The 21,479-nt window shown below is 70.4% G+C and carries 6 protein-coding genes; 5 read left to right on the top strand and 1 reads right to left on the bottom strand.

The window, feature by feature from the left end; genetic code table 11:
- Positions 1-181 precede the first annotated feature (181 nt).
- From JOE57_RS09345 to JOE57_RS09325, 5 genes are all read left to right on the top strand, one after another.
- The gene (locus JOE57_RS09345) at positions 182-8,791 is read left to right on the top strand and encodes a DUF6603 domain-containing protein (RefSeq protein WP_204917436.1); all 8,610 of its coding nucleotides are present in this window, start codon (positions 182-184) and stop codon (positions 8,789-8,791) included.
- Positions 8,781-11,933: a hypothetical protein gene (locus JOE57_RS09340; RefSeq protein ID WP_204917435.1), complete on the top strand. Its 3,153-nt coding sequence runs from the start codon at positions 8,781-8,783 to the stop codon at positions 11,931-11,933. The genes JOE57_RS09345 and JOE57_RS09340 overlap by 11 nt, the downstream gene beginning before the upstream one ends.
- 16 nt (positions 11,934-11,949) lie before the next feature.
- Positions 11,950-18,210, top strand: coding sequence for a hypothetical protein (locus JOE57_RS09335; RefSeq protein WP_204917434.1), 6,261 nt, complete (start codon positions 11,950-11,952; stop codon positions 18,208-18,210).
- Positions 18,211-18,246: 36 nt separating this feature from the next.
- Entirely contained in the window at positions 18,247-20,061 is a 1,815-nt protein-coding gene (locus tag JOE57_RS09330) for a hypothetical protein (protein ID WP_204917433.1), read from the top strand.
- 218 nt (positions 20,062-20,279) lie between these two features.
- On the top strand, positions 20,280-20,885 hold the full coding sequence (locus JOE57_RS09325) for a tRNA 2-selenouridine(34) synthase MnmH (protein WP_204917432.1): 606 nt from the start codon (positions 20,280-20,282) through the stop codon (positions 20,883-20,885).
- Here the strand turns inward: JOE57_RS09325 and JOE57_RS09320 are convergent.
- Positions 20,880-21,374 (bottom strand): AAA family ATPase, encoded by a 495-nt coding sequence (locus tag JOE57_RS09320; RefSeq protein ID WP_204917431.1) that lies wholly within the window; start codon positions 21,372-21,374, stop codon positions 20,880-20,882. The genes JOE57_RS09325 and JOE57_RS09320 overlap by 6 nt on opposite strands.
- Between the last annotated feature and the right edge of the window lie 105 nt (positions 21,375-21,479).

Here is a 21,479-nt window from a genome sequence, read left to right as displayed (position 1 = left end):
TGCCCGGAGCAGCGGAACTCGACGATCAAGCCTCTGTTGCGGTGAATCAGCCGTCGCTAGGCTGACCCGCATGGCGCCCTTCGGGCGGGCACCACGACGTTGACCTCTTCCTGATCACGGCGCCGGCAGGCGTGGTCATCCTGGCGACAACGCTCTGGCACTTTCGGCATGGGGGATGGTGATGACTCTCGACCTTGGGGTCGATCCACAGACCACCTCGTTGCTCACTGCCATCGGCGTCACCGATGACGACGGGCAGCTGGTCGCGAGCTGGTTCGATGATCCACTGTCCGCCATCCGACGGGTGCTCTCCAACCCCAGTCAGCGGGCCGCGCTGCTGCGGCTGCTGGACGAGTTGCTGCCGCCCGACCCGGGGCTCCCCGGCTGGTACCCGCTGCTGGACACCGAGGTGGGCAACCTCTATCTGACCGTCGAAGGCGACATCATCGGCGTCGCCGCGGGCCTGCACAGCGGCGTCCTCGGCTCCGGCGTCGGCCAGGTGCAGGGCACCGTCCGGCTTCCGCTGGTCAGCGTCGCCGGTGATCTTGAGGCGATCGCCGGCACCGCCGATGGGCCGATGCTGGTCGGCGTCGACATCGGCTTCACGTCCGCCGACATCCCGATGAGCAGGATCGGTGCCGCGGTCAGCATCCATCTCGACGAGGCTGCGCCGCTGGGCGTCCAGGCCGGGGTCCGGGTCACCGTCGACGACTTCATCCTCGGCGGCGCTGAGCCTGTGGATCTGGTGATCGACTCCGCCACCGTGGGTACGGATCTGGTCAAGGCGCTGAGACTGCTGCTCCAGAAGGTGGTCGACCTGCTGGTCGCCGACGCCGGCGGCAACCAACAACTGGCCCGGCTCGCTGAGCACCTCTTCGAGCTCCTGGGCATCAGCACCGACGACACCTCGGAGATCCCACCGCTGCCCCTGGAGGATCTTCTCTCCCACCCGGAAGCGGTACTGGACTGGCTCGTCGACATCGTCGACTCCCCGGCCAGCCTGACGTCCTGGGCAACCCACCTGAGCGGCCTCATCGGTGACGATCTGCCGGTCGGCGGCACGGGCACCGAAGACGACCCCTTCCGGGCACGACTGTTGGACTCCGACATCGTCGACCTCTCCCTGCTGCTCGAGGTTACCCCGAACCGAGAGCTGGAGATCGGCCTGGAGGTCCGGGTGGATGCCGGTCCGGTCGCCCTGTCCGGGGCGGTGACTGTTCTGCGGATCCCCTTGCCTGCAGTGCCGGGGGTGTCTGCGGACCCCGGAGCGCCTGTTCGCCGCACGCAGTTCGTCGCGGAGGCGACCGTCGGCCTGATCGCGCCCACCACCGGCAACCTGATCTCCAACGTCCCCGATCTTCAGATCGGCCAGCTCGGCGCCGGCTTCCGGCTCGCCGACGGCAACCTGCAACCGTGGTTGGCGATCACCGATGTCATCATCAGCGGCGAGGACCATGGGATGGTCGACCTGACCGACGCAGACGCGGTGATCGGGGTGGCGGCCGATGCAGCCCTGCACATCCTCCAGGACGCCTTCGGGGACAGCCCGATCGCCCACGCGCTGCTCACCCTGCTGGGCCTGCGCCGCCCGGACTCAGACCCGACCACGCCACACCTGCTGGACCCGGCGGCCTTGGGCCGGGGGCCGACGATCGCACTGGGCGCGCTGCACCGGACGGTTCTTGCCGATGCCGCGCATCCGTGGTCGCACATGTTCGAGCAGGTGGCGATCCTGGTCGGGCTGACACCGGTCGTCACCGGCGCCGGCAGCACCGAGGATCCCTGGGTCACCCCGATCGCCACGGCCGGCCCGGTCGGGCTGTCACTGGCGGCCTGGGACGCCCGGACCGATACCGACCCCGACGGACTGCAGCGGCTCCGGCTGGGCCTCATGTTGAGCGCCGGCCAGGGCGTCTTCGAGGGCGGACTGCTGGTCGAGCTGCTGGCCCTGGACCTGCCGGCCAGCGGGGCCGGTTCGGTGGCTCTGGTCGGCCGTTCGCAACTGGCGGTCGAGATCACCCCCACTGGTCCGCTGGACCTCTCCGGTCTGCAGTTGACGTCCGGCCGCGCCGCCGCACTGGTCACCTGGCGGCCCGGCGACCAGCCGCTCTGGCAGGTGGGAATCACGGGGGTCACGATCACCCTCGAGGAGCAGGTCTTCGGTCCGTACGACCTCGTGCTGCCCGGCCTGCAACCCGACCTCGGGCTCGGCGCGGACGCCATCCGGCTGCTCGGTCAGCTGATCAGCTCGGCACTGCGCTCCTGGGCCGGGGAACCCGCCTACGTCCTCGCCGCCCTGCTGGGCCTGCACCGGGACCTGCCGGAACTGCCTGACGACTGGCCGCTGCTCGGTGACCTGCTCGGCGGTGTCGATCAACTGCAGCTGTTCCTCGACGACCCGCCGACCGTGCTGCGTGCCCACCTGGAGCGACTGCTCACTGGCATCTCGGCCGACGGTGTCACGTTTGTCGGCAACGGCCTGCAGTTGCTCGGCCGACTGCTGCCGGGCGGCTTCAGGCTCGGCGGCTTCGATGCTCCATCGCTGCGGTCGATCACCGGCAACGGCCGCTACGACGACCCGTGGGTCATCCCGATCGTCGACGACACCACCGACGCGTCCCGGGGCGTGACGAAGGTCGACGGGCTGGTGTGGCTGGAGCCGGCCGGGCCGCCGGCCGAATGGATCTCCGCCATCGCCCAGCTTGCCGACCAGGTGACCGACGGTGACTTCCTGGTCAGCTTCTTAGCCGATGCCTCCGCGTTGCGGCCCCAGCTCGGCACTCTTCTCCGCGGCCGCAATCTGGACGCCCTGGCACACGGTTTCGATGATCTTGCCAGCTGGCTGGGCGACGGCGACGGGCTGGTGCCGCTGGCCTCGCAACTGCCGGACGGCTGGACCCTGGGCACCACCGTCAGCACTCCGCACGGCCTGCTGCCGAAGGATCCAGCGGTGATCAGCCAGGTCGTGGCCAGGCTGGCCGCCGGCAGCGGGCCGATACTGATGGTCGCGCCTCCGTTCGCCGATCGCATGATCTTCGACGAGCTGATCACCGCCGTCACGGGGGCGGCAACGCTGCCCGGCCGGCACTTCGATCTGCGTGCGCTGCCCGATCCATCCGAGGTCGATCTCGGCCAGATCGTCGCTGTGGCAGCGATCTACACCGCGGACCTGCTCGCCGACCACGCCGTCAGCGAGGTCGAACAACTGCGATCGGTGGCCCAGCGCGTGCGGGCGCTGACCGGGCAGCCGGTTCGGCTGGTCGGCCATTCCACTGCCGGCGTGGTGGCCCGAAACCTGGCCGCGGCCCATCCGGAGCTGGTCAGCGGGTTGATCACCCTTGGCAGCCCGCATCATGGTTCCGAGCTGTCCCCGCTCGTCGACGCCCTCACAGCCGACGCGGTCCGGGTGGCCGCCTCGGTGTCGGGGTCGATCGCCGAGAGCGCCCTGGGCGGCACGGTCGGCTGGCTGGACGGGCTGCTGGACGGCACCGGGGGAGCGCTGGGCGGGCCGGTCAAACTCGGCTGGTTCGCCGGGGTCGCGGATGGTCTTGTTGACACGGTGCCTGGGTTCGCCGTCGGCTCCCGGCTCAGCGGGGACCTGCTCGGGCTGTTGACGGGCTCGACGATCACCGGACTGACCGCCGCCGAGCCGCCGAGCCACCTCTCCTTCGGCGTCCGCCTCGGTCTGACCACCCCGCACGGTGACGACGGTGGTGTCGACGCCGAGGGGCCGCGGGAGATCGCGCTCGCGGCCGACGCGCGGGTCGACCTGGCCCGGTTGCGGCTCGTCCCGGGTGCTGCGGAACCACCGCGACCCGCCACTGCGCTCAGCCTCAGCACGACCACCTTCCGGCCCGACGGTTGGCTCGTCGGCGCGGGTGCCCTTCCGGACGGACCGGTCACCGCACGGGTGCGACAGGTCGAGGCGGGCGTGATGGTCCACCCGGCCGGTGGCGGAGGCTCCACCGGTGGCCTGGGCATCCGGCCCTGGCTGCGGCTGGTCGACGCGTCGATCGACGCCTCCCCGGTCCGGGAGGTGGTCGAGCTCGCCGATGACGGTCTGCGGGAGGTGATCGACGCCGTACTGGCCGAACTGCACGCCGCGGCCGCCAACCCGGCAGCCCACGCCGCCCTCGACCTGCTCGAGGCCGCGGGGGCGGTCATCACCACCACCGAAGGACCGCGCGCCTCCATCCAGGGCCTCATCGACCTGGCCACCGTACCGATCCGGACACTGAGCGAGCGTCGGACCGATCTGCTGACAGTGCTGCGCGACATCCTGGGCGATCCTGACACCACCGGTCTGGACCTGGGCGATCTCGACCCGGGCGCACTGTCGATCACGCTGCCCGAGCTGCCGCTCCGGCTCAGTCTGGATGACGCCACGATGGTGGTGCGGCTGGAGACCACAGCCGACATCATCGTGGCGGAGCCGTTCAGGATCTGCGGCCAGCTCGACCTCGCCACCCGCACGCTCGCGCCCACCCTCGACGTCTCGGTGATCGCCGGACCGGCACTGCTGCGCCGGCCCGCCGACGGCACGATCAACGTCAGCGCCGACCCGTGGTTGGCGGCACCCCTGGTGCTGCGGCCGTTCGACGCGGCAGCGCTGCAGTCCCGGCTGGTCGACCTGATCCCCGAACTGGCGGTGTCGGCAGTGGCGAGCGCGGTGCTCGGTGACCTGACCGGCGGTGCGACCACGGTGCCTCCGATCAGCGCACTGGTCCGCGACCCGGTCAGCTGGCTGCGGAGCCCGGCCGCGCTCGGCACCGCCGCCGGGCTGCTGGACGGCGACAAGATCAACGACCTGCTCCGCACGATCGCTGGTGCCCTCGCCCTCGACAGCGATCAGGGTCTCGCGCTGCCCGGCGGCTTCCTGATCACCGCCTCTGGCAGCGAGCCGCTCCTCGTGCAGCTCACGGGCACGTTCGGCGAGGACTCGGACGTCGTGAGCGCCACCGTCGCGCTCAGCCTGGCTCTGCGTACCACCGGAACGCAGCCGACGGACGTGCAGGTGACACCGGCCGGTGCCATCACCCTGGACCTGAAGCTGCCTGGTGACTGGGGCGACCTGACGATCGCGTTCAGCGTCGACGCGGGCGGTGTCCGGCTGGTGATCACCCCGGACACTGTCGGCCCGATCCAGTTGCTGCCGACCGTCTCGGGGCTCGGTGAGCTGCTCGGCGACACTGTCACCGCCCTGGTGCCAAAGGTGCTGCAGGAGATCGTCGACGCGCTCGCACCCAACCCGCCGCACCCGGTACTGGACGTCGCTCTGCAGATCGCCGAGGCGCTTGGCCTCTACGACCCGTCCGCTGACGGCTTCACCGGCAGCACGCAGGTCGAACTGCTGCGGGACATGCTCGACCCCGGCTGGCTGCAGGACCAGGTCACCGACCCGGCGTTGATCATCGACCACATCCGGAGCCTCTTCCCCAGCGGCGGCAACCCCGGCGTCATCCCGCTGCCCGCAGGTCACCGAATCGTTCGAGTGGAGGACCGGCTGCGCTGGGAGATGGATCTGCTGCCCGGCTGCGAGCTCGGCGCCGAACTGGGCTGGGCAGCCGACGGCCACCCGCAGGTGCTGATCACCCTCACCGGCCTGGATACCGGCCCGGTCAGCATCCTCGAAGCCAGGCTGGGCTACCTGAACGACTTCGAGGGCCTGCTGCGGGCCCGGGTGGAGGTCGGAGATCCGCTGGACTGGTTCACCCCCGAGATTGAGTTCAGCCTCGCAGGCGACCGGCTCGGCCTACGCATCGTGCCGCTCGGCGAGGCCGCCGCCGGCGAGGTGGAGATCGTCGTGTTGCCCACGCCGGACGTCGTCCTCACCGCAGAGGGCGGGCTGCGGCTGGCCGGCTCCTGGCTGCTTCCGCTGATCACCCGCTACGTCATCCCGCAGGTCGAGACGCTGCTCAACCAGCCGCTGTGGCCCAGTGGGCCGAGCTCACGGGCCATCCTGCGCGGTGCCGGGTTGGTCACCAGCGACACCGGGGCGGTTCAGATCGTCGACCAGTTCCCTGAGCCGTCAGTGATAGGGCTGGGAGCCCTGAAGCGGGCGCTGTCGTCAGTCTCCGTCAAGATCTCCGACGACCTGGACCTCGGCTTCGCCGAGGATGCCGGTCGACTCGGCATCCGGTTGCAGGGCTCGGTGAACTTCCCGGGCGACGTGTCGGTGACCCTGCTCTTCGGCGAGCATGACTGGATCGGCGCCGGCGCCGGGGTCACTGCCTGGGTCGTCGGACCTTCAGCTGATCCGGCCCTGCCGGTTGCCCCGGCGCCGGGCCTGGACGTGGTCGGTGTCGGCTTGCAGATCGCCGGTGCGGATGATGAGCATCCGCTGTTCGGTGGCGACGACGACAGCGTGGTCCAGCTCGGTGGTGTGGCCGCGATTCTCTTCGCCAACTTCGCCTTCTGGGACGCCACCACCAGCCGAGCCACCTTCGCCGTCGACAGCCTGGGCGGAGCGGTCGAGCTGATCAACACCGCGATCCGGGTGAACGGCTCCGACGGCGACTCCTTCGTCGCCAAGCTGATCCCGCAGGAGCTCGGCGCCGGCTTCACCACTGCCATCGCCTACCGCAACGACCAGCTCGAGGTGCACGGCGGACCTGGTGATCTGGACAACGGGATCGAACTGACGTTCCCGCTCAACCTCAACCTCTTCGACGTGATCTTCCTCCGCGAGCTCTACCTGGCCGCGGTCTTCGGGCAACAGAGCGACCTGGTCGCTGCCCTCTCCGGCAACGCGGAGTTGGGACCGATTGCGGTCACGGTGGACCGGGTCGGGCTGCGGGTCACGATCACCGGTTCGGGTGCAGTGCTGTCGTTCAAGCCACCCGACGGTTTCGGGTTCTCGCTGGATGCTTCCACGATCCGGCTCGGCGGCTTCCTGCTCGTTGACGAGGCTCGCGGCCGCTACGTCGGCGCTCTGGAGATCGCGGTTCTGGAGAAGTTCGCGCTCACCGCGATAGGGATCATCACCACCAAGAAGCCCGACGGCTCTCCCGGGTTCTCGCTGCTGATGTTGATCACGGTCACGCTGCCGGTGCCGATCCCACTCGGCTACGGGTTCTTCTTCGCCGGCGCCGGTGGCCTGCTCGGCCTCAACCGCGGCATGGACGTCGACCGGATTAGAGACGGGTTGCGCACCGGCACCGCCGACTCGATCCTCTTCCCCACCGACATCATCAACCGCATCGACGTGATCGTCCGCGATCTGGAGGAGTCCTTCCCGGCCCAGGAGGGCCATTTCCTGATCGCGCCGATGGCCATGATCACCTGGATGAACCCGGCGCTCGTGACGCTCAAGATCGGGATTGTGCTGGAGATCGCCCCGCAGCCCAACATCGCGTTGCTGGGCGTGCTGCGGCTGGCACTGCCCACCCCGGACGAAGCCGTCGTGGACCTCAAGGTGGCCTTCATCGGCGGCATCGACGTCGGTGCCAGCCTGCTCTATTTCGATGCTGCGATCTACGACTCCTTCATCGGCTACGCCGATTTCAAGCTCAGCCTCGAGGGCGACATCGCCATCAGGCTCTGCTGGGGGGCCCAGCCCGACCTGGTGGTCTCGATCGGCGGCTTCCACCCCAGCTATACCCCGGCTGCGCACCTCAAACTGCCGGTGATGCGGCGGCTCAGCCTGTCGCTGCTCAAGGACAACCCACGGCTGACGCTGAGGCTCTACTTCGCGGTGACCAGCAACACCATCCAGTTCGGCGCCCAGCTGGAGTTCTTCGTCGGTGTCAGCGGCTTCTCGATCAGCGGCGATCTCGGCTTCGACGTGCTGGTGCAGTTCGTGCCGTTCCTGATCGACGCGCACATGTGGGGCAAGCTCGCCGTCACTGCCGGCGGAACCGACGTCTGCTCGATCAGCCTGGACCTGCAGCTGCGCGGCCCGACCCCGTGGTACGCGCACGGCACGGCCAGCATCAGGATCCTCTTCTTCAAGATCAGCGTAGAGGTGGAGGCGACCTTCGGCGAGGCCCACGAGACCAGCATCCCGGCCGAGCCCGTACTGCCGAAGCTGCTCGACCAGTTCCGGGATCCGCTGAACTGGACCGCCGAACTGACCGCCTCCGCCTCCGCCGGGGTGACGCTGCTGCCGCTGCCCGGTGACGAGCTGGTGGTCGACGCCGGCGGATTGCTGTCCGCAAGGGAGAACCTGATTCCGCTCGAGACCGACATCGGCCTGGTCGGCAAGACCCCGCCGAGTGATGTCCAGCGGGTCACCATCACCGGTCTCTCGTTCGGCACCGACGCGGCCGACTTCGACGACGTCACCGCTCCGTTCTCCCCCTCCACCTTCGCCGGGCTCTCCAGCACCAGCTCCGACCTGCTGAAGGCGCCGGCGTTCGAGGACCGGCCGAACGGCGTTCGGGCCAGTTCAGGACAAACCCTGGAGGCCGACTTCGTGCTGCACCACCCGCAGACCTACGAAATGATCGTCATCGACGACCCCGACCCGGAGGCCCCGACTCCCGCCGCCGTGCCGGCCAACCCGCAGTTGACCTTCTCCAGGCTGGTCGTTGGCGGTGCGATCGGCTCCTCAGCCCCGTCCAGACTGCAGGCCAAGCGTGCCGAGCGCGGCAAGGTGCGGTCGGCGACCGCCGCCGAGCCGCTGTACGCCGTCACGGCCAAGGATTCACTCGTGCCACTGGGCGCCGACGGTCAGCCCGCGGCCGGGGGCACCATGTTGCTCTCCCGCACCGACGCCGAGCAGCGGCTGGCCGGCTTGCCGGCTGACGGGCGGCGCTTCCAGATCGTCCCGGGGGTGCAGGTTGTCCACTGAGTTGCCGGAGTACAGCTTCCTCCCGTGGTCCCGGCGCGGCATCGCCACTCGTGTAGACCAGGTCGACCACCTGGGAACCACTCCCAACGCCGGTACGAAGGACCGTGCGACGCTGACTGCCTCGATCACCCTGGAGTCTGTGCCGGTCCCAGGGGCGTCGGCCGTGGGTCCCGCGGTGGTCAGCCAGCAGGTGTCCCTGGTCGGGCCGGGCGACATCAAGAGCCTCAAGCCCGACACGGTGCTGCGCGCGATGCCGGTCCCCGGCAGCGTGAACGCCAGCCCCGGCGAGCTGGCCTACGTCGAGTTCTACGACGAGGACTTCCCCTGGCGGTACAGCCCGGCGCGGGCCACCGCCGCCCATAAGCTGCGGCCCTGGCTGGTGCTGCTGGTGTTCGCCGACGGCGAGTACACACTGACCCCGATCCCCGGCGAGGTCGCCATCCTCACGATCACTGACGCAGCCCCGCTGCCACCGGTCACCGAAACGTGGGCGTGGGCCCACGTTCAGACCCAAGGCGACCTGGGTGCCGGCGACCCCGGCGACCTGCTGGACGACTACGTGAGGTCCGCCCCCGATCGGGCGCTGTCCCGGCTGCTGAGCCCTCGCCGGCTCGACCTGAACACGGGTTATCGGGCCGTCGTCGTGCCCGCCTTCGAGGTCGGCCGGCTGGCCGGACTGGGCACCCCGGCCGAGCCGGGCACCGTGCCGGCCCAGCAGCCGTCCTGGGGGCAGGGCCAGCCGCGGGTCTTCCCGGTGCTGTATGACTGGACCTTCCGGACCGGCGAACTGGCCGACTTCGAGGTGCTCGCGCGGCGGCCGAAGGCGTACCGCATCGAGGCCGAGGGCTTCGGCACCCGTGACCTGGACATCTCCGATCCGGGCGCAGGCGTGGAGGCGACGCCGGGGACCACAGTCGCCTTCGAGGGCGCTTTGGCGCCGGTCGACTTCGCCACCCGTGTCGGCTACCCCACGTCTCCCGGTGCACCGATCATCAACCAGTTGCGTGAGGTCGTCGACCTGGCCGTGGACTTCCGCGAGACCGGCGCGGGCGCCGACGAGGACCCGATCGTCACCCCGCCCGCGTACGCCCGCAAGCACGCCGCACTGGAGCGGGTCGCCGATGCCACCACGGCGACCTTGCGCTGGCTGGCCGAACTCAACCTCGACCCGCGCAACCGCGCCGCTGCCGGGCTGGGCGCGGAGATCGTCCGCCAGCGCGACGAGGAGTACATGGAGCGGGCGTGGGCGCAGGTCGAGGAGCTGGATGCTGTCAACCAGCGGCTCCGGGAGGCTGACCTGGCGCTGACCACCAACGAACGTGTCTTCGCCAAGCACATCTCGCACTCCGGTCCCGACCGGCTGCTCGGCATGACCGCGGGCGCCCAGTCTGGGCTGCGGACCGCGGATGCGACCGACACGAGCATCCGTGGGGTGGTGGATGCCAGCCGGGTACCCGTGGCGGCGCAGGCGCCGGCCTTCCGGCGCATCACCCGGCCGCGCCGACCGCTCATCCGATCCCTCACCACCATCACGACCGGCCTGCCGGGCGAACTGCAGTCCGGGCTGTTGAACCGGCTGAACGAGGACCCCGCGACCGCGGTCTCCACCGCGCCACCGGCGCCTGAGCCGGCGCTGAGTGTCGCGCCGACGCTGGTGCAGACGGCCGCCCAAGCGGTCGCCGCCCAACTCCCCCGCGGCCGGGACGTGCTCCCGGTGCTCGCCGGCGACGAAGTGGAGGCACGCCGGCTGGCCGGCACCCTGGCCGCCATCACCATCGACCAGCTGCACACCGCGATTCGGGGGCGGCTGGACACCACCTACCCGGCGACGACCGCGGGCAACGCGGAGCTGCGCGCCGAAGTGATCGCCCTCAACGACGCCCTCACCACCGTGGACGTGGGCGCCGACGACGAGGCGACCGTCCTGCGGATGCCCGAGGCGATCTTCACCGAACACTACGGCTCCGCCATCGATGGCAAGAACTACCTCTCGGTGGTGATTGCGCCGAGCACCGCCACCACGCTCACGACACTGGCGCCGACGGCAGGGCTGACCAACGCTGTCGACTTCGCGGCTGCGCTGGCTGATTTCTCCGCGCTGTCGGCCTCCCGGCCGATACCCGCCCCGGCGGCTGCGCTGGCCGCCCCGGCGACGTTGGCCACGCGGGTGTCGCTGCAGCTGAGGCCTCGGGTGGCGATGCCTGCCCGGCTGGCCACCGTGCTCGGCGGCGTGGACGATCTGGCGGCGGACCTGGCCAACAGCCGCAGGCTCAGGCCGGTGATGGCCTACCCGACCTTCGACGACCCACTCTTCGCGCCGCTGTCGCAACTGGGCCAGGACTACATCATTCCCAATATCGCCAACCTCCCCGCGGAGTCGATCGCGCTCATGGTGCCCAATGTGCGCTTCATCGAGTCGCTGCTGGCGGGGGTGAACACCGAGTTCGCCCGGGAGCTGCTCTGGAACGAATATCCGACGGACCAGCGCGGGACCTACTTCGCGCGGTTCTTCGACGCCGCCGACGCCGGCGTGGATCGGCCGCCGGACATCCCCGAGCTGCACGGCTGGGAGCACGACCTGGGCACCAACGCTCCACAGCTGTCCGGACTGCTGGTGCTGGTGGTGCGCGCCGCGTTGCTGGTCAAGTTTCCTGACACCATCGTCTTCGCTCAGCACGGGCGCTACACCGGCGCGGGCGCGAGCCGTCACCGCACCCTGGACGAGGCGGGTGAGATCCGCTACCCGGTCATCCGTGGCCGGCTCGACCCCGACATCTCGCTGTTCGGCTTCGAGCTGACGCCTGAGGAGGCCGCCGGCACCGCCGCCGACGCCGGCTTCTTCTTCTGCTTCATGGAGCGCCCCGGGCAATTGCGTTTCGGGCTGGACCTGGATGAGGACCCGTCCACCCCGGCCCCGGCCCTGACCAGCTGGGACGACCTTAACTGGAAGCACCTGCAGCCGGTCGCCGGGCAGCCGCCGACCCAGGTGCTGGTCAGCGCCAACACCGGCCTGGCCCCGACGACGGGCGGCCTGCCGGACTGGGGCCAGACCTCGGCACACCTGGCCTCGATTCTCTGCCAGAACCCCGTCTGGCTGGCCCGGCACGCCACCGACATGCTCCCCGTTCAGGCGACTACGTGAGGGACAGAGGTACGCGATGACCACCAACCCCGTCGACTGGTCGACGCTGACCACCGACCCCGCCGCCACCACTGCGGTCACCGCGTTGGGGACGCTCGCGGCCGGCTTCGACCCTCAGGTGCCGGCCGTGCTCATCCCGGTCCGGGTCGAGACCCGCTTCACCACCGTCGAGGTGCCCGATCTCACCGACCACCTCGGCGACCTGCTCGATCTCCTGGCGCAGCTTGACGACCTCCTGCAGCGGCTTCGTGAGCGCAGCTTTCCGACCGAGCTGGTCGGCACGGTCAAGGAGAAGACGGCGTTCAAACGGAGGGTCGAGGAGCCGCTCTACAAGGCCACCGAGACCGACCTCACCCTCTTCGCCGGGACGCTGGAGAGGCTGCGTTTCCAACTGGAGCAGCCGATCACCGCCGGTACGCCGGAACAGCAGCGCCGGTTGGCCAGGGCCCTGCCGGCACTGCGCGAGGGGATCGGTGCGGCGCGTGCCGGGCTCGGCGGCCTTCGGTCGGACTACCAGCGCGAGCGCTTCCTGGCCGCCTTCGACCAACAGGTCGCCATCGCCGAGGCCCTGTTCCGCGCGATAGCGGGCCGGGTCCAGCCCGCGCTGCGGTTGGTCGCGGACCTCGGCCTGCGGACCGGAGCGCAGGCCGCCCGCGAACTCGGCCGCACCCCGGCCGGGCTGCCGCTGCGACCGGGGCTGCCCGGCGGCGCACCCGCAGCCGGCACCGCAGGTCCCGCCGGGCGGCGCCCCCGGCACCGGATCGTCATCGGCGACGGCACCACAGCCGACGCGCTCGGCGCCGCCCGGGTGGTGCGGCTGGACCGGTCGCAGCTGATCGCCTCCGCCGAGGCCGCCGACTTGATCCTCAGCCGGCTGACCGACCCGATGGCCGCCCTCGGCCCCGACCTGCGGGCAGCAGCCGCAGGGATCACGCTGCTGCCCGGAGCGCTCAAGGCCGACCTGCTCGCCCGACTCGCGGTGGCCGCGGGGCGGCCCGGTGCGGCCGAGCTCCGCGCTGAGATCGAGGCCACCCCGAGTGACCGGCCCGACCTCGACCGAAAAGTCCCCGATCGCACCGCGTCGACCGTGTTTGCCCTCGCCCGGCCGACCAGGACGGTCCATCAACTGCTGGTGCGGGTCTACCCCGAACCGCTCGCCGTCGACAGCCACGAAGAAGATCTGACCGAGACCGAACGGAACGACGGGGCCCACTTCTGGACCGAGACGGCTGCGGCCGGCGACGACGAGGACCTCCGCAAGGGCGCCTGGCGGGCGCTCTGCATCGGCCGCAGCACCCAACGCGCAGCGTGGGTCGCCCGGGTCACCGAACCGTTCGAACCCGCCGAGACCGGACCAACCCCCGGCGCCGCCGCCGCCAAGCTGATCAGTGACGCGATCACCGCGCTGGAGAAACGAGCCGCCGTCCTGGGCGGGGACCGCACCGTGCCGGACGAGCGCCCTGGGCGCCCTCCGGTACTGCGGCCGAGGCGAGCCCTGACCGACCGCCAGCTCACCGCAATCGCCCGGGCCCTGCAGGCGGTGCAGTCGTCTCTCGAGGCCGCCGAGGCGTTGCCGGCCACTGCGATCACGACCATCGCCGCCCGGCTGCAGACCCAGCGGGCCACCCTGGTCGGCCTCAGCCAGGTCTTCAGCAACGTCCCCGCGGAGTGGATCAAGCTGCTGGACGAGCTCGTCGGCCGGATGCAGCGGATCCCGGTGGAGCCGATCCCGCAGCCGACGACCCCGACCGTCGGCACCCGCAGCGGCACCTGGACCCGGGCCGCCTCCTCGACGGTGCTGCCGAAGCGCTTCGCGGTCTTCACCATCAGCGGCGGCAAGGCGGGAAAGGTGACGGCCGGCCGGCCCATCCCGGCCGACCTCAAACTCGGCCTGGACCCGAGCGGGGACACCTTCAGCCTCGACGAGGACGGCAATCTGGTGGTGCCGGACGGCCTCCGCTGGATGTCCGACTTCGACGAGGCCGAGGCCAAGGGGATGGCTCTGCGGCTGACTATCACCGCTCAGGAGGCCGAACAGGGCTTCGACGAGCTGCTGGTCCTCGGCCTCTCCGACGGTGATGCCGCCGACGCGGAGGCTCGGCTGACGGCGATGCTGGACGCCCACCACTACACCGCCGATGGCCTTTCGGTGCTGCCGGTCGGCACGGCGACCAACAACACCGAGGACGACCGGGCCGGCTACTCCAGCACGGACGACCCCGACCAGGCGTACCCGATCGAGCGCGGGCCCTCACTCGCCGCGACGACCAACGACTCCGACGGCAGCCGTCTGGCGACGGCTCTCGGGATCGACACCGACGTGCTGGCCCACGTTGCCGGCGCCGACGGTACCGATGCGAACGACGCCCTACTCGCCAACCAGGTGCTCTACCCCGGCACGATCGGGCACGCCTTGGAGGAACTGGCCTCCGGGCTCATCAGCCGGGACGCCCGGGATCGGCTGCGGAGGTACGCGCTCGCCCATGTCTCGGGACGCGGGCTGCTGCCCGCGATCCGAGTCGACGACCAGCCGTACGGGCTGCTGCCGGTGCTGGCGCTGAGCCGCTTCCGGACCGACCTCCGCGATTCGGGCCTCGACGCTGCCGCCCCCGCCGAGCGGGCGCGGCAGAAGAAGTTTGAGGACACCCTGCTCGGGCTGTTCCGGCAGCTGAACCGGGACTGGTCGACGATCCGCCTCGGCGCCGACGGCGGCCCGGCCGTCAAGCACGCGCACAGCCCCGAGGTCGGGCAGCCGGGCTTCGACGCCCAGCAGCATTTCCTCGGGATGCTGGGCCTGGAATTCTCCTCGGTCGGGTCGAGCTACCGCTTCGCGCTCAACGTCGCCGACCGTGGCGGGGTTCGCGGCCAGCCTGACCTCGGACTGAGCTTCGGCGTCCCACCGACCGAGGGGACCTCCGTCGACACTGCAGCCACGTTGGGGCCGTTCGCACTGATGGAGCACCTCGAGGAGGTCTTCCGCACCGCCTTTGGGTTACCACCCGCCTCGATACCGCGGGATCCTTCGACCGGGCAGGCGTCGGCGGACTGGAAGCCTGTGCTGGAGCTGCTCCAGACCTCCCGCGCCTACGGGCTGCGGCTGCTCACCGGGCTCTGGCCGTTGCAGGGCGTGGTCTCGGTTCCGGCCCACGGCACCACCACCGGCACCGGAACCTGGATCCTCAACCTGCTCAGCCTGGCGCTGACCGAGGTCCGGGCCCGGACCGAGGACGACCTGGCGAACGTCGGCCTGGCTGAGCTGCTGGTCCGGCACGCGTTGCTGGCCGAGGCCCGGCGCGCGGCAGCGGACGTCCTTATCACCCGCGGTCTGTTGTCGGAGGAGGCGCTGGCGATCCTGGGCACCTCGAGCCTGTACCAGACCTGGTCCGCCGGCACCCTGTCCCGGACGTCGGCCTGGGGGCTGCTCTTCACCCCCGTCAACCGGCTCGCCGAACTCGGCGGCGCCGGCGTTCCGGTGCCCGCCGACCTCGACAACCGCACGATGGCCGAGGTCGTCGCCGCGCTCCGGCCGGCCGTGATCACCGACCATCGGGCCGCGATCACCACCTTCGCCGGATTGCCGGCCGACCGGATGACCGCGCTCACCCGCGAACACCTGGATCTGTGCAGTTACCGGCTCGACGCCTGGCTCGGTGGGCTCGCGCACCGGCGGCTCCAGATCCTGCGCGCCCGCCGACCGCGAGGGGCCCAGATCGGCGCCTACGGCTGGGTCGAGAACCTGCGCCGCAAGCCGAGCGCACCGCCCGCCACCGCCGTCCCGGAGGCGTTGGCCGGCCTGCCCGGGCGTCCGTTGATCTCCGACCCGACCGGGGAGGGCTTCATCCAGACCCCGTCGCCGACGCATGCGGTGACCGCGGCGATCCTGCGCGCGGCCTACCGTTCGCAGACCGCAGAGGGCTCCTTCGGCAACGAGATGTCGGTCAACCTGTCGTCGGACCGGGTGCGCGTCGCGCTGTCCCTGATCGACGGCGTACGCGCAGGCAATGATCTGGGCGCGCTGCTCGGGTACCGCCTGGAGCGCTTCCTGCACGAGTACTACGCGCGCCCCGACACCCCGCAGGTGGTGGAGCTGGACTCGGCGATCTTCCCGCTTCGACGGGCCTACCCGACGGTGGCTGCGGTTGCCCCGGGCGCCGAAGCGGTCACCGAACCGACTCGGTACGTCGTCGACGGACTCGCTCTCGTCCGTACCCTGCTGGACTGGGTCGAGGCCAACGACCCCGATGCCGAGGGCACCCTGTTCCAGACCCTGTGGGCCCACCAGGCCGCCTATCCCTGGCTGACCAAGCCGGGCGCGCTGCCGCCCCGAGCCGAGACCGACAAGCTGGTCGGGGTCCTGCGCGGGATCGACGCGATCGCCGACGCCCTGGACGCGCTGGCCGATCTGACCATCAGCGAGACCGTGCACCAGTTGGTGCGCGGCAATCACGCACGGGCGGCGGCGGTGCTGGCCGCGCTGTCCGAGGGCACGGCGATCCCGCATCCCGAGGTCACCGACACACCGCGGACCGGGCTTCCGATCAGCCACAAACTCATCCTGCAGCTGCCAGCCATGTCTGCCGATCCGGTGGTCGGCCCAGTCGGCTGGGAGGCGGTGCCGATGACCGCACGGGCGGCCCTCGAACCAGCGGTCAACCATTGGCTCGGCGTCCTTCTCGGGGATCCCGCGAAGATCCGGATCCGGCTCAATTCGGGCGGCCTGGCCCCCGGTGCGGCGCTGCCGGAGGTGTCGGTCGCCGACCTGGGCCTGCAACCGCTGGATCTGGTGGCGCTGCTCGCCGACGGCTTCGACTCGGCGGTCGGTACCCTGACCGCCCGAGTGCTCGACCAACTGCGACCGGCCGAGCTGCCGCCTGACCAGCCGGGCGTCGTGGTGGCCGACGGGCCGCAGACCACCGCGACCGACAGCTGGACGATCGAATCCCTGCGGGCACCCGCCTGGGGTCCGCTGATCCGCAGCATCACCGACGTCGCACCACTGCTTGAGGCGGCGGCGGATCTGCTGGGGAAGTCCAGGCCTGCGAACGCGTCGGACTACGCCGCCCCGGAGTTCACCGCGACGGCCGGAGACGGGATCGACGTCGACGACCTGGCCACTCGGGTGCAGCGTCTGCTGGACGGCGCTCGACAGGACGCGGTGGCGCTGGCCCGCCTGCTCGCCGAGGACGGCGGGCTGGATTCCGCGGTGCTGGACGGCGATCCGGCGGTGTGGCTGGGGACGCTCCGGACACCGGTCCCCGCGGATCCAGCGGCCGAACATCCGAGCGCCTGGCTGCCCATGCTCGACTTCACCTCCGGCACACCTGCCGAGCGGGCCGAGAGGCTCGCACGACTGGACGCTTTCTGGGCGGGCCGCGACGCCTGGCGGACGGCGGCGAAGGCGGCGCAGGCCTATGGGATTCGGGTCGGGTTGCCGCGCCGCTACCTCTCCCGGATCCAGGTCAGTACGGAGTTGCTGCAGTCGGCCGAGGTGGCCTTCCTCGACCTGGCCGGGCGCTGTCGTACGGCAGCCGCCACCCTGGCCGCCGCGCCCGAGCCCAAGCCGGCGAGCACCTGGACACAGGCCGCCAGGGACCTGCTGGGCGACGGCCTCACTTTGGTGCCGCGGGTCGGGCTTGACCCGGTCCGCGCCGATCTGCAGACCGCTCTCGACTCGCACCTGGTCGGCCCGGATGACCTCGATGCCTGGCTGGAGGGGGCGGCCGCGGTTCGTCCAGGGGCTGCGGACCTGGCTGAAGTGCAGCTGCTGGCCGAGGCCCTCGGGCGCCACTCGCTGACCGGGGAGGTCGCCCAGCTCCCGCACGTCGATGGCACCCCGTGGCTGGGCGGCGCCCTGCCGGATCCCGCCCTGCTGACCGGCAAGGTGAGCGTGGTGATCTTCGGCGCCGACCAGCTGCCCGCCGCCGGGTCGACCGGGACTGCGTTGCTGGTCGACGAGTGGAGCGAATCGGTGCCCTACCGGGAGGAGGTCACCGGGGTGGCGCTGCACTACGACCAGCCCGACTCCACCGCGCCGCAGGCGATCCTGGTCGCAGTGCCGCCGGTGCTGGACCAGCCCTGGACGCTGACCGATCTCGCCGCCACCTTGCACGACACGCTCGAGATCGCCCGCAACCGGATGGTCGAGGTCGAGCACCTCGGCGCCAGCCGCTACGGCCAACTGCTGCCGCTGCTGGTCGGCGAGGTCGTCCCCCATGCCGCGGGCTCCGAGGTTGCCGGCGACCGCGTGATCCTCGACTTCCACCAGAACAATCCCTGACGGGACGAACTCCGACTCTCGACTTAGGAACCTGCGATGGCCTTCATCTCATCGACCTGCGAACCTCTGCGGATCTGGTCGCGGCTCGAACCGCGTGCCAGGGAGGTCGACTTCGCCGGCACGCTGGCGGCGAAGATTGCCGACCCGGTGTTCATGCTCGGCCGGCAGTGGCAGTTCGGCGAGTTCGCCGGCGCCGACGCGGGGTCGGCGATCTTCGCGACGCTCGCCCGGCAGGTCGATCCGGTGCTGGTCCCCGGCGCAGGTCCCGACGACGGGCTGGACGCCATCACCGAGCGGCTGCCGATCGACTTCCCGTTGATTGTGCGAGCCCGGCTCGGCCGGACCCTGCTGAGCCGGCTGGACGCCGCGGTGATCGCTTCCGGGGTCGACCCGGATGCCTATGACCCGCAGGTCTACCGGGACCTCTTCTATCGATTCTTCGGGCCGCTGGATGCCGAGCCCACCGACGCGATCGCCGCCGCCCGCGACCGGACGGCACCAAGGGCGGTCCGGGCACGACGGGCGCTCCGCGGCCGCTGCGTGGATGGGGTCCGGGTCTATCAGGTCACCCCGCCGGATCTGACCGTCGCCATGTTCCCGGCCGAGTTCGCCGCCGGGGTCCCGGCCGGTCAGCACCAACTGGTGCGGGACGCGCTGTTGGCCTACCGCGGCTGGTTCGAGAGCACCTACCCCCAGCCCGACCCCGGCAGCGGCCCGGCCGGCAGTCGTTGGGAGGGCGACCAGTTGGAGTACGCCGTCAGCGGAGTGGTCGCGCGTGGCGCGACGAGCACGGTCGTGGATGCGGCCGAGCACCAGGGCGGGCACCTGGATTGGTACTCCTTCGACCAGGGTGCCACCGGGCCCACGACCGCGGACGAGTCTGCGGCGGGGGTTGTCGACGTCCGCTCGGTGATCCCGGTGCCGGCGGAGTATCCGGGCATGCCTCAGCCGCGCTGGTGGCAGTTTGAGGACGCCGCTGTCGATCTCGGTCAGCTGAGCGCCGACGCCACTGACGCGGCGCGGATCGTGGTCAGCGAGTTCGCACTGCTCTACAGCAACGACTGGTTCACGATCCTCTGCCGGCAGCCGGTCGGCAGTGTCGCCGAACTCCAGGGGGTGGTCGTCACCGACACCTTCGGCTGGCGGACCCTGGTGCAGCCGACCGTCGACCCGGCCGGGTCCGACTGGACCGGATGGGACGCCTTCAGCCTGGCGCCCCGGCCCTCCGGGCCGCCCCAGACGGCGCTCCCCCAGCACCTCTACCTGCCGAAGACACTGCCGCAGATCAGCGACGGTGAGCCGCTCGAGCAGGTGGCCTTCGTCCGTGACGAGACCGCCGACATGGTGTGGGCGATCGAACAGCGGATCCCGGACTTCCTGGGCGGGTCCCGGGACGCCGCCGAGGCTTCCCGACGGCTGCGACAGCAACTCGACCCGACCGCTGACGCGGCAGCCGGGACTGCGGTGGGGAGCGGTCAGCTTCGCTACATCCTGCAGACCGAGGTCGCCGAGAACTGGATCCCCTTCATCCCGGTACATCTGCCGGGGCAGTTGCGCGCGATTCAGCTGCAGCGCGGCACGATGCGCCGCACCATCGGCCCCGAAGACACGCTGATCCGTCCGATGACCTCGATCCTGCGCCTGGGAATCGACGACGAGGACACCCGGGTAACGCCCTACTACGTGCATGAAGAGGAGGTTTCGCGAGCCGGCGTCCAGGTCCAGGGCCTTCTCCGCAGGGCCCGCCGCTACGACGGCACTCCGGTCGTCTGGCATGCCCGCAGAGTGACCACCGGCCGCGGGGAGGCACGTTCCGGCCTGGCCTTCGACCGCATCACCTCCGGACCTTGACGGTCGCTCCGGCCCGACAGATGATGGGGAAACCGGAGGCAGTGCTAGTCACACTCGAATTTGACCCGAGGGATACGGAAGAGTTTCCGAGCCGATGGGAGTCCTCCTGGGCGGCAGCTCGTGCGTTCTTGCTCCGTGGATGCGGAGTTCCGTGCAGGCTCTCCGTTCAGGGGGCACTTGAGTCTGATCGCCGTACGGCGGTGGCCCTAGGGGGACTGGTGCGGTTCCACGTGCTCACCGGTCTGGCTGGCACCGGCAAGACTGCGATGCTCGAGCGGCTGCTTGCGGCCGGCGAGCAGGTGGTCGATCTTGAGGGGCTGGCCGCCCACCGCGGCTCCTCCTTCGGCCGTATCGGCATCACCACCCCACAGCCCAGCCAACCCGAATTCGACGGTCTCGTTCGGAGTGCTCTTGCCGGCTGGGATCCGCGCCGGCCGGTGTGGCTGGAGGACGAGGGTCCGCACATCGGCTCGCTGCGGCTCCCCCGCGAGGTCGCCATGGCGATCGCCAACGCGAATACCGTCGAGCTCAGCCGCCCGCTCGAGGAGCGCGTCCAGCGACTGGTCGCAACCTATGGGTCGGCCGATCCCCGGGAGCTGATCAACGCAACCCAGCGCATCCGCCGACATCTCGGCAACCCGCGGACCGACCGGGCGATCAGCCACTTCCATGCCGGTCGGCCCGACGCGGCCATCCGCGTTCTGTTGGAATACTTCGACCACGGCTACGCCCTGCGCGCCTCACGCACCGCCCGCCAGGCACTGCCGGCCGGGGAGCTTCCGGAGGTGATCAGGTCGCCGCCCGAGGCCGGGCAGAATCTATGACATCAGGCTCTGCCGAACGATCTCGTCAACGACGTGCGCGACCGAGGCGGTGGCGTCGATGACGATGCCATTCTGCGGAATGTCTTCCTTGGTTCGATGCAGTCTCACGATGAGCTCCCGTTCCACTCGGTTGCCGCCCCAATCATCGTCCCTTCGCTCGTCCAGCCGGCGATTCAGAGTGCCAAGGTCGACGTCAAGGACGAAAACGCCGTCGAACAGGCCTATGAATTGCGGGAAGTTCCTGGATCCACCGCAGAAGAACAGTGCCGGCTCATCCTGGTTGGCGACCAGGGCCTTCACCTTGTCAACATCCCAAATATGGCGCTCATGCGTTGAGCCGTCCATCGGTTCACCGGTTTCCGGATCACCTTGATAAGCCAACTCGGTGTCGCCATTGATGGCGTGGTAGCCGCGCCGCTGCAATTCTCTGCACACCGAGGTCTTCCCGGTGCCGGAAACGCCTTCGATCAGGTAATTTCTCACAGCCACTGCAAGAGGCTAACAAGCCGGACTAGACGAGATGCGGCCTCTCTGGGCTGTCGTGGGCGGGGTCGACGTCCGCCTACGGACGCAGTGATCGGATACTGCAGAATT

It is taken from the genome of Microlunatus panaciterrae (assembly GCF_016907535.1).
In the GTDB taxonomy this organism is placed as follows: domain Bacteria; phylum Actinomycetota; class Actinomycetes; order Propionibacteriales; family Propionibacteriaceae; genus Microlunatus; species Microlunatus panaciterrae.
The sequence above is the reverse complement of the archived record's forward strand: the minus strand, read 5'-3'. Positions and strand labels throughout refer to the sequence as shown.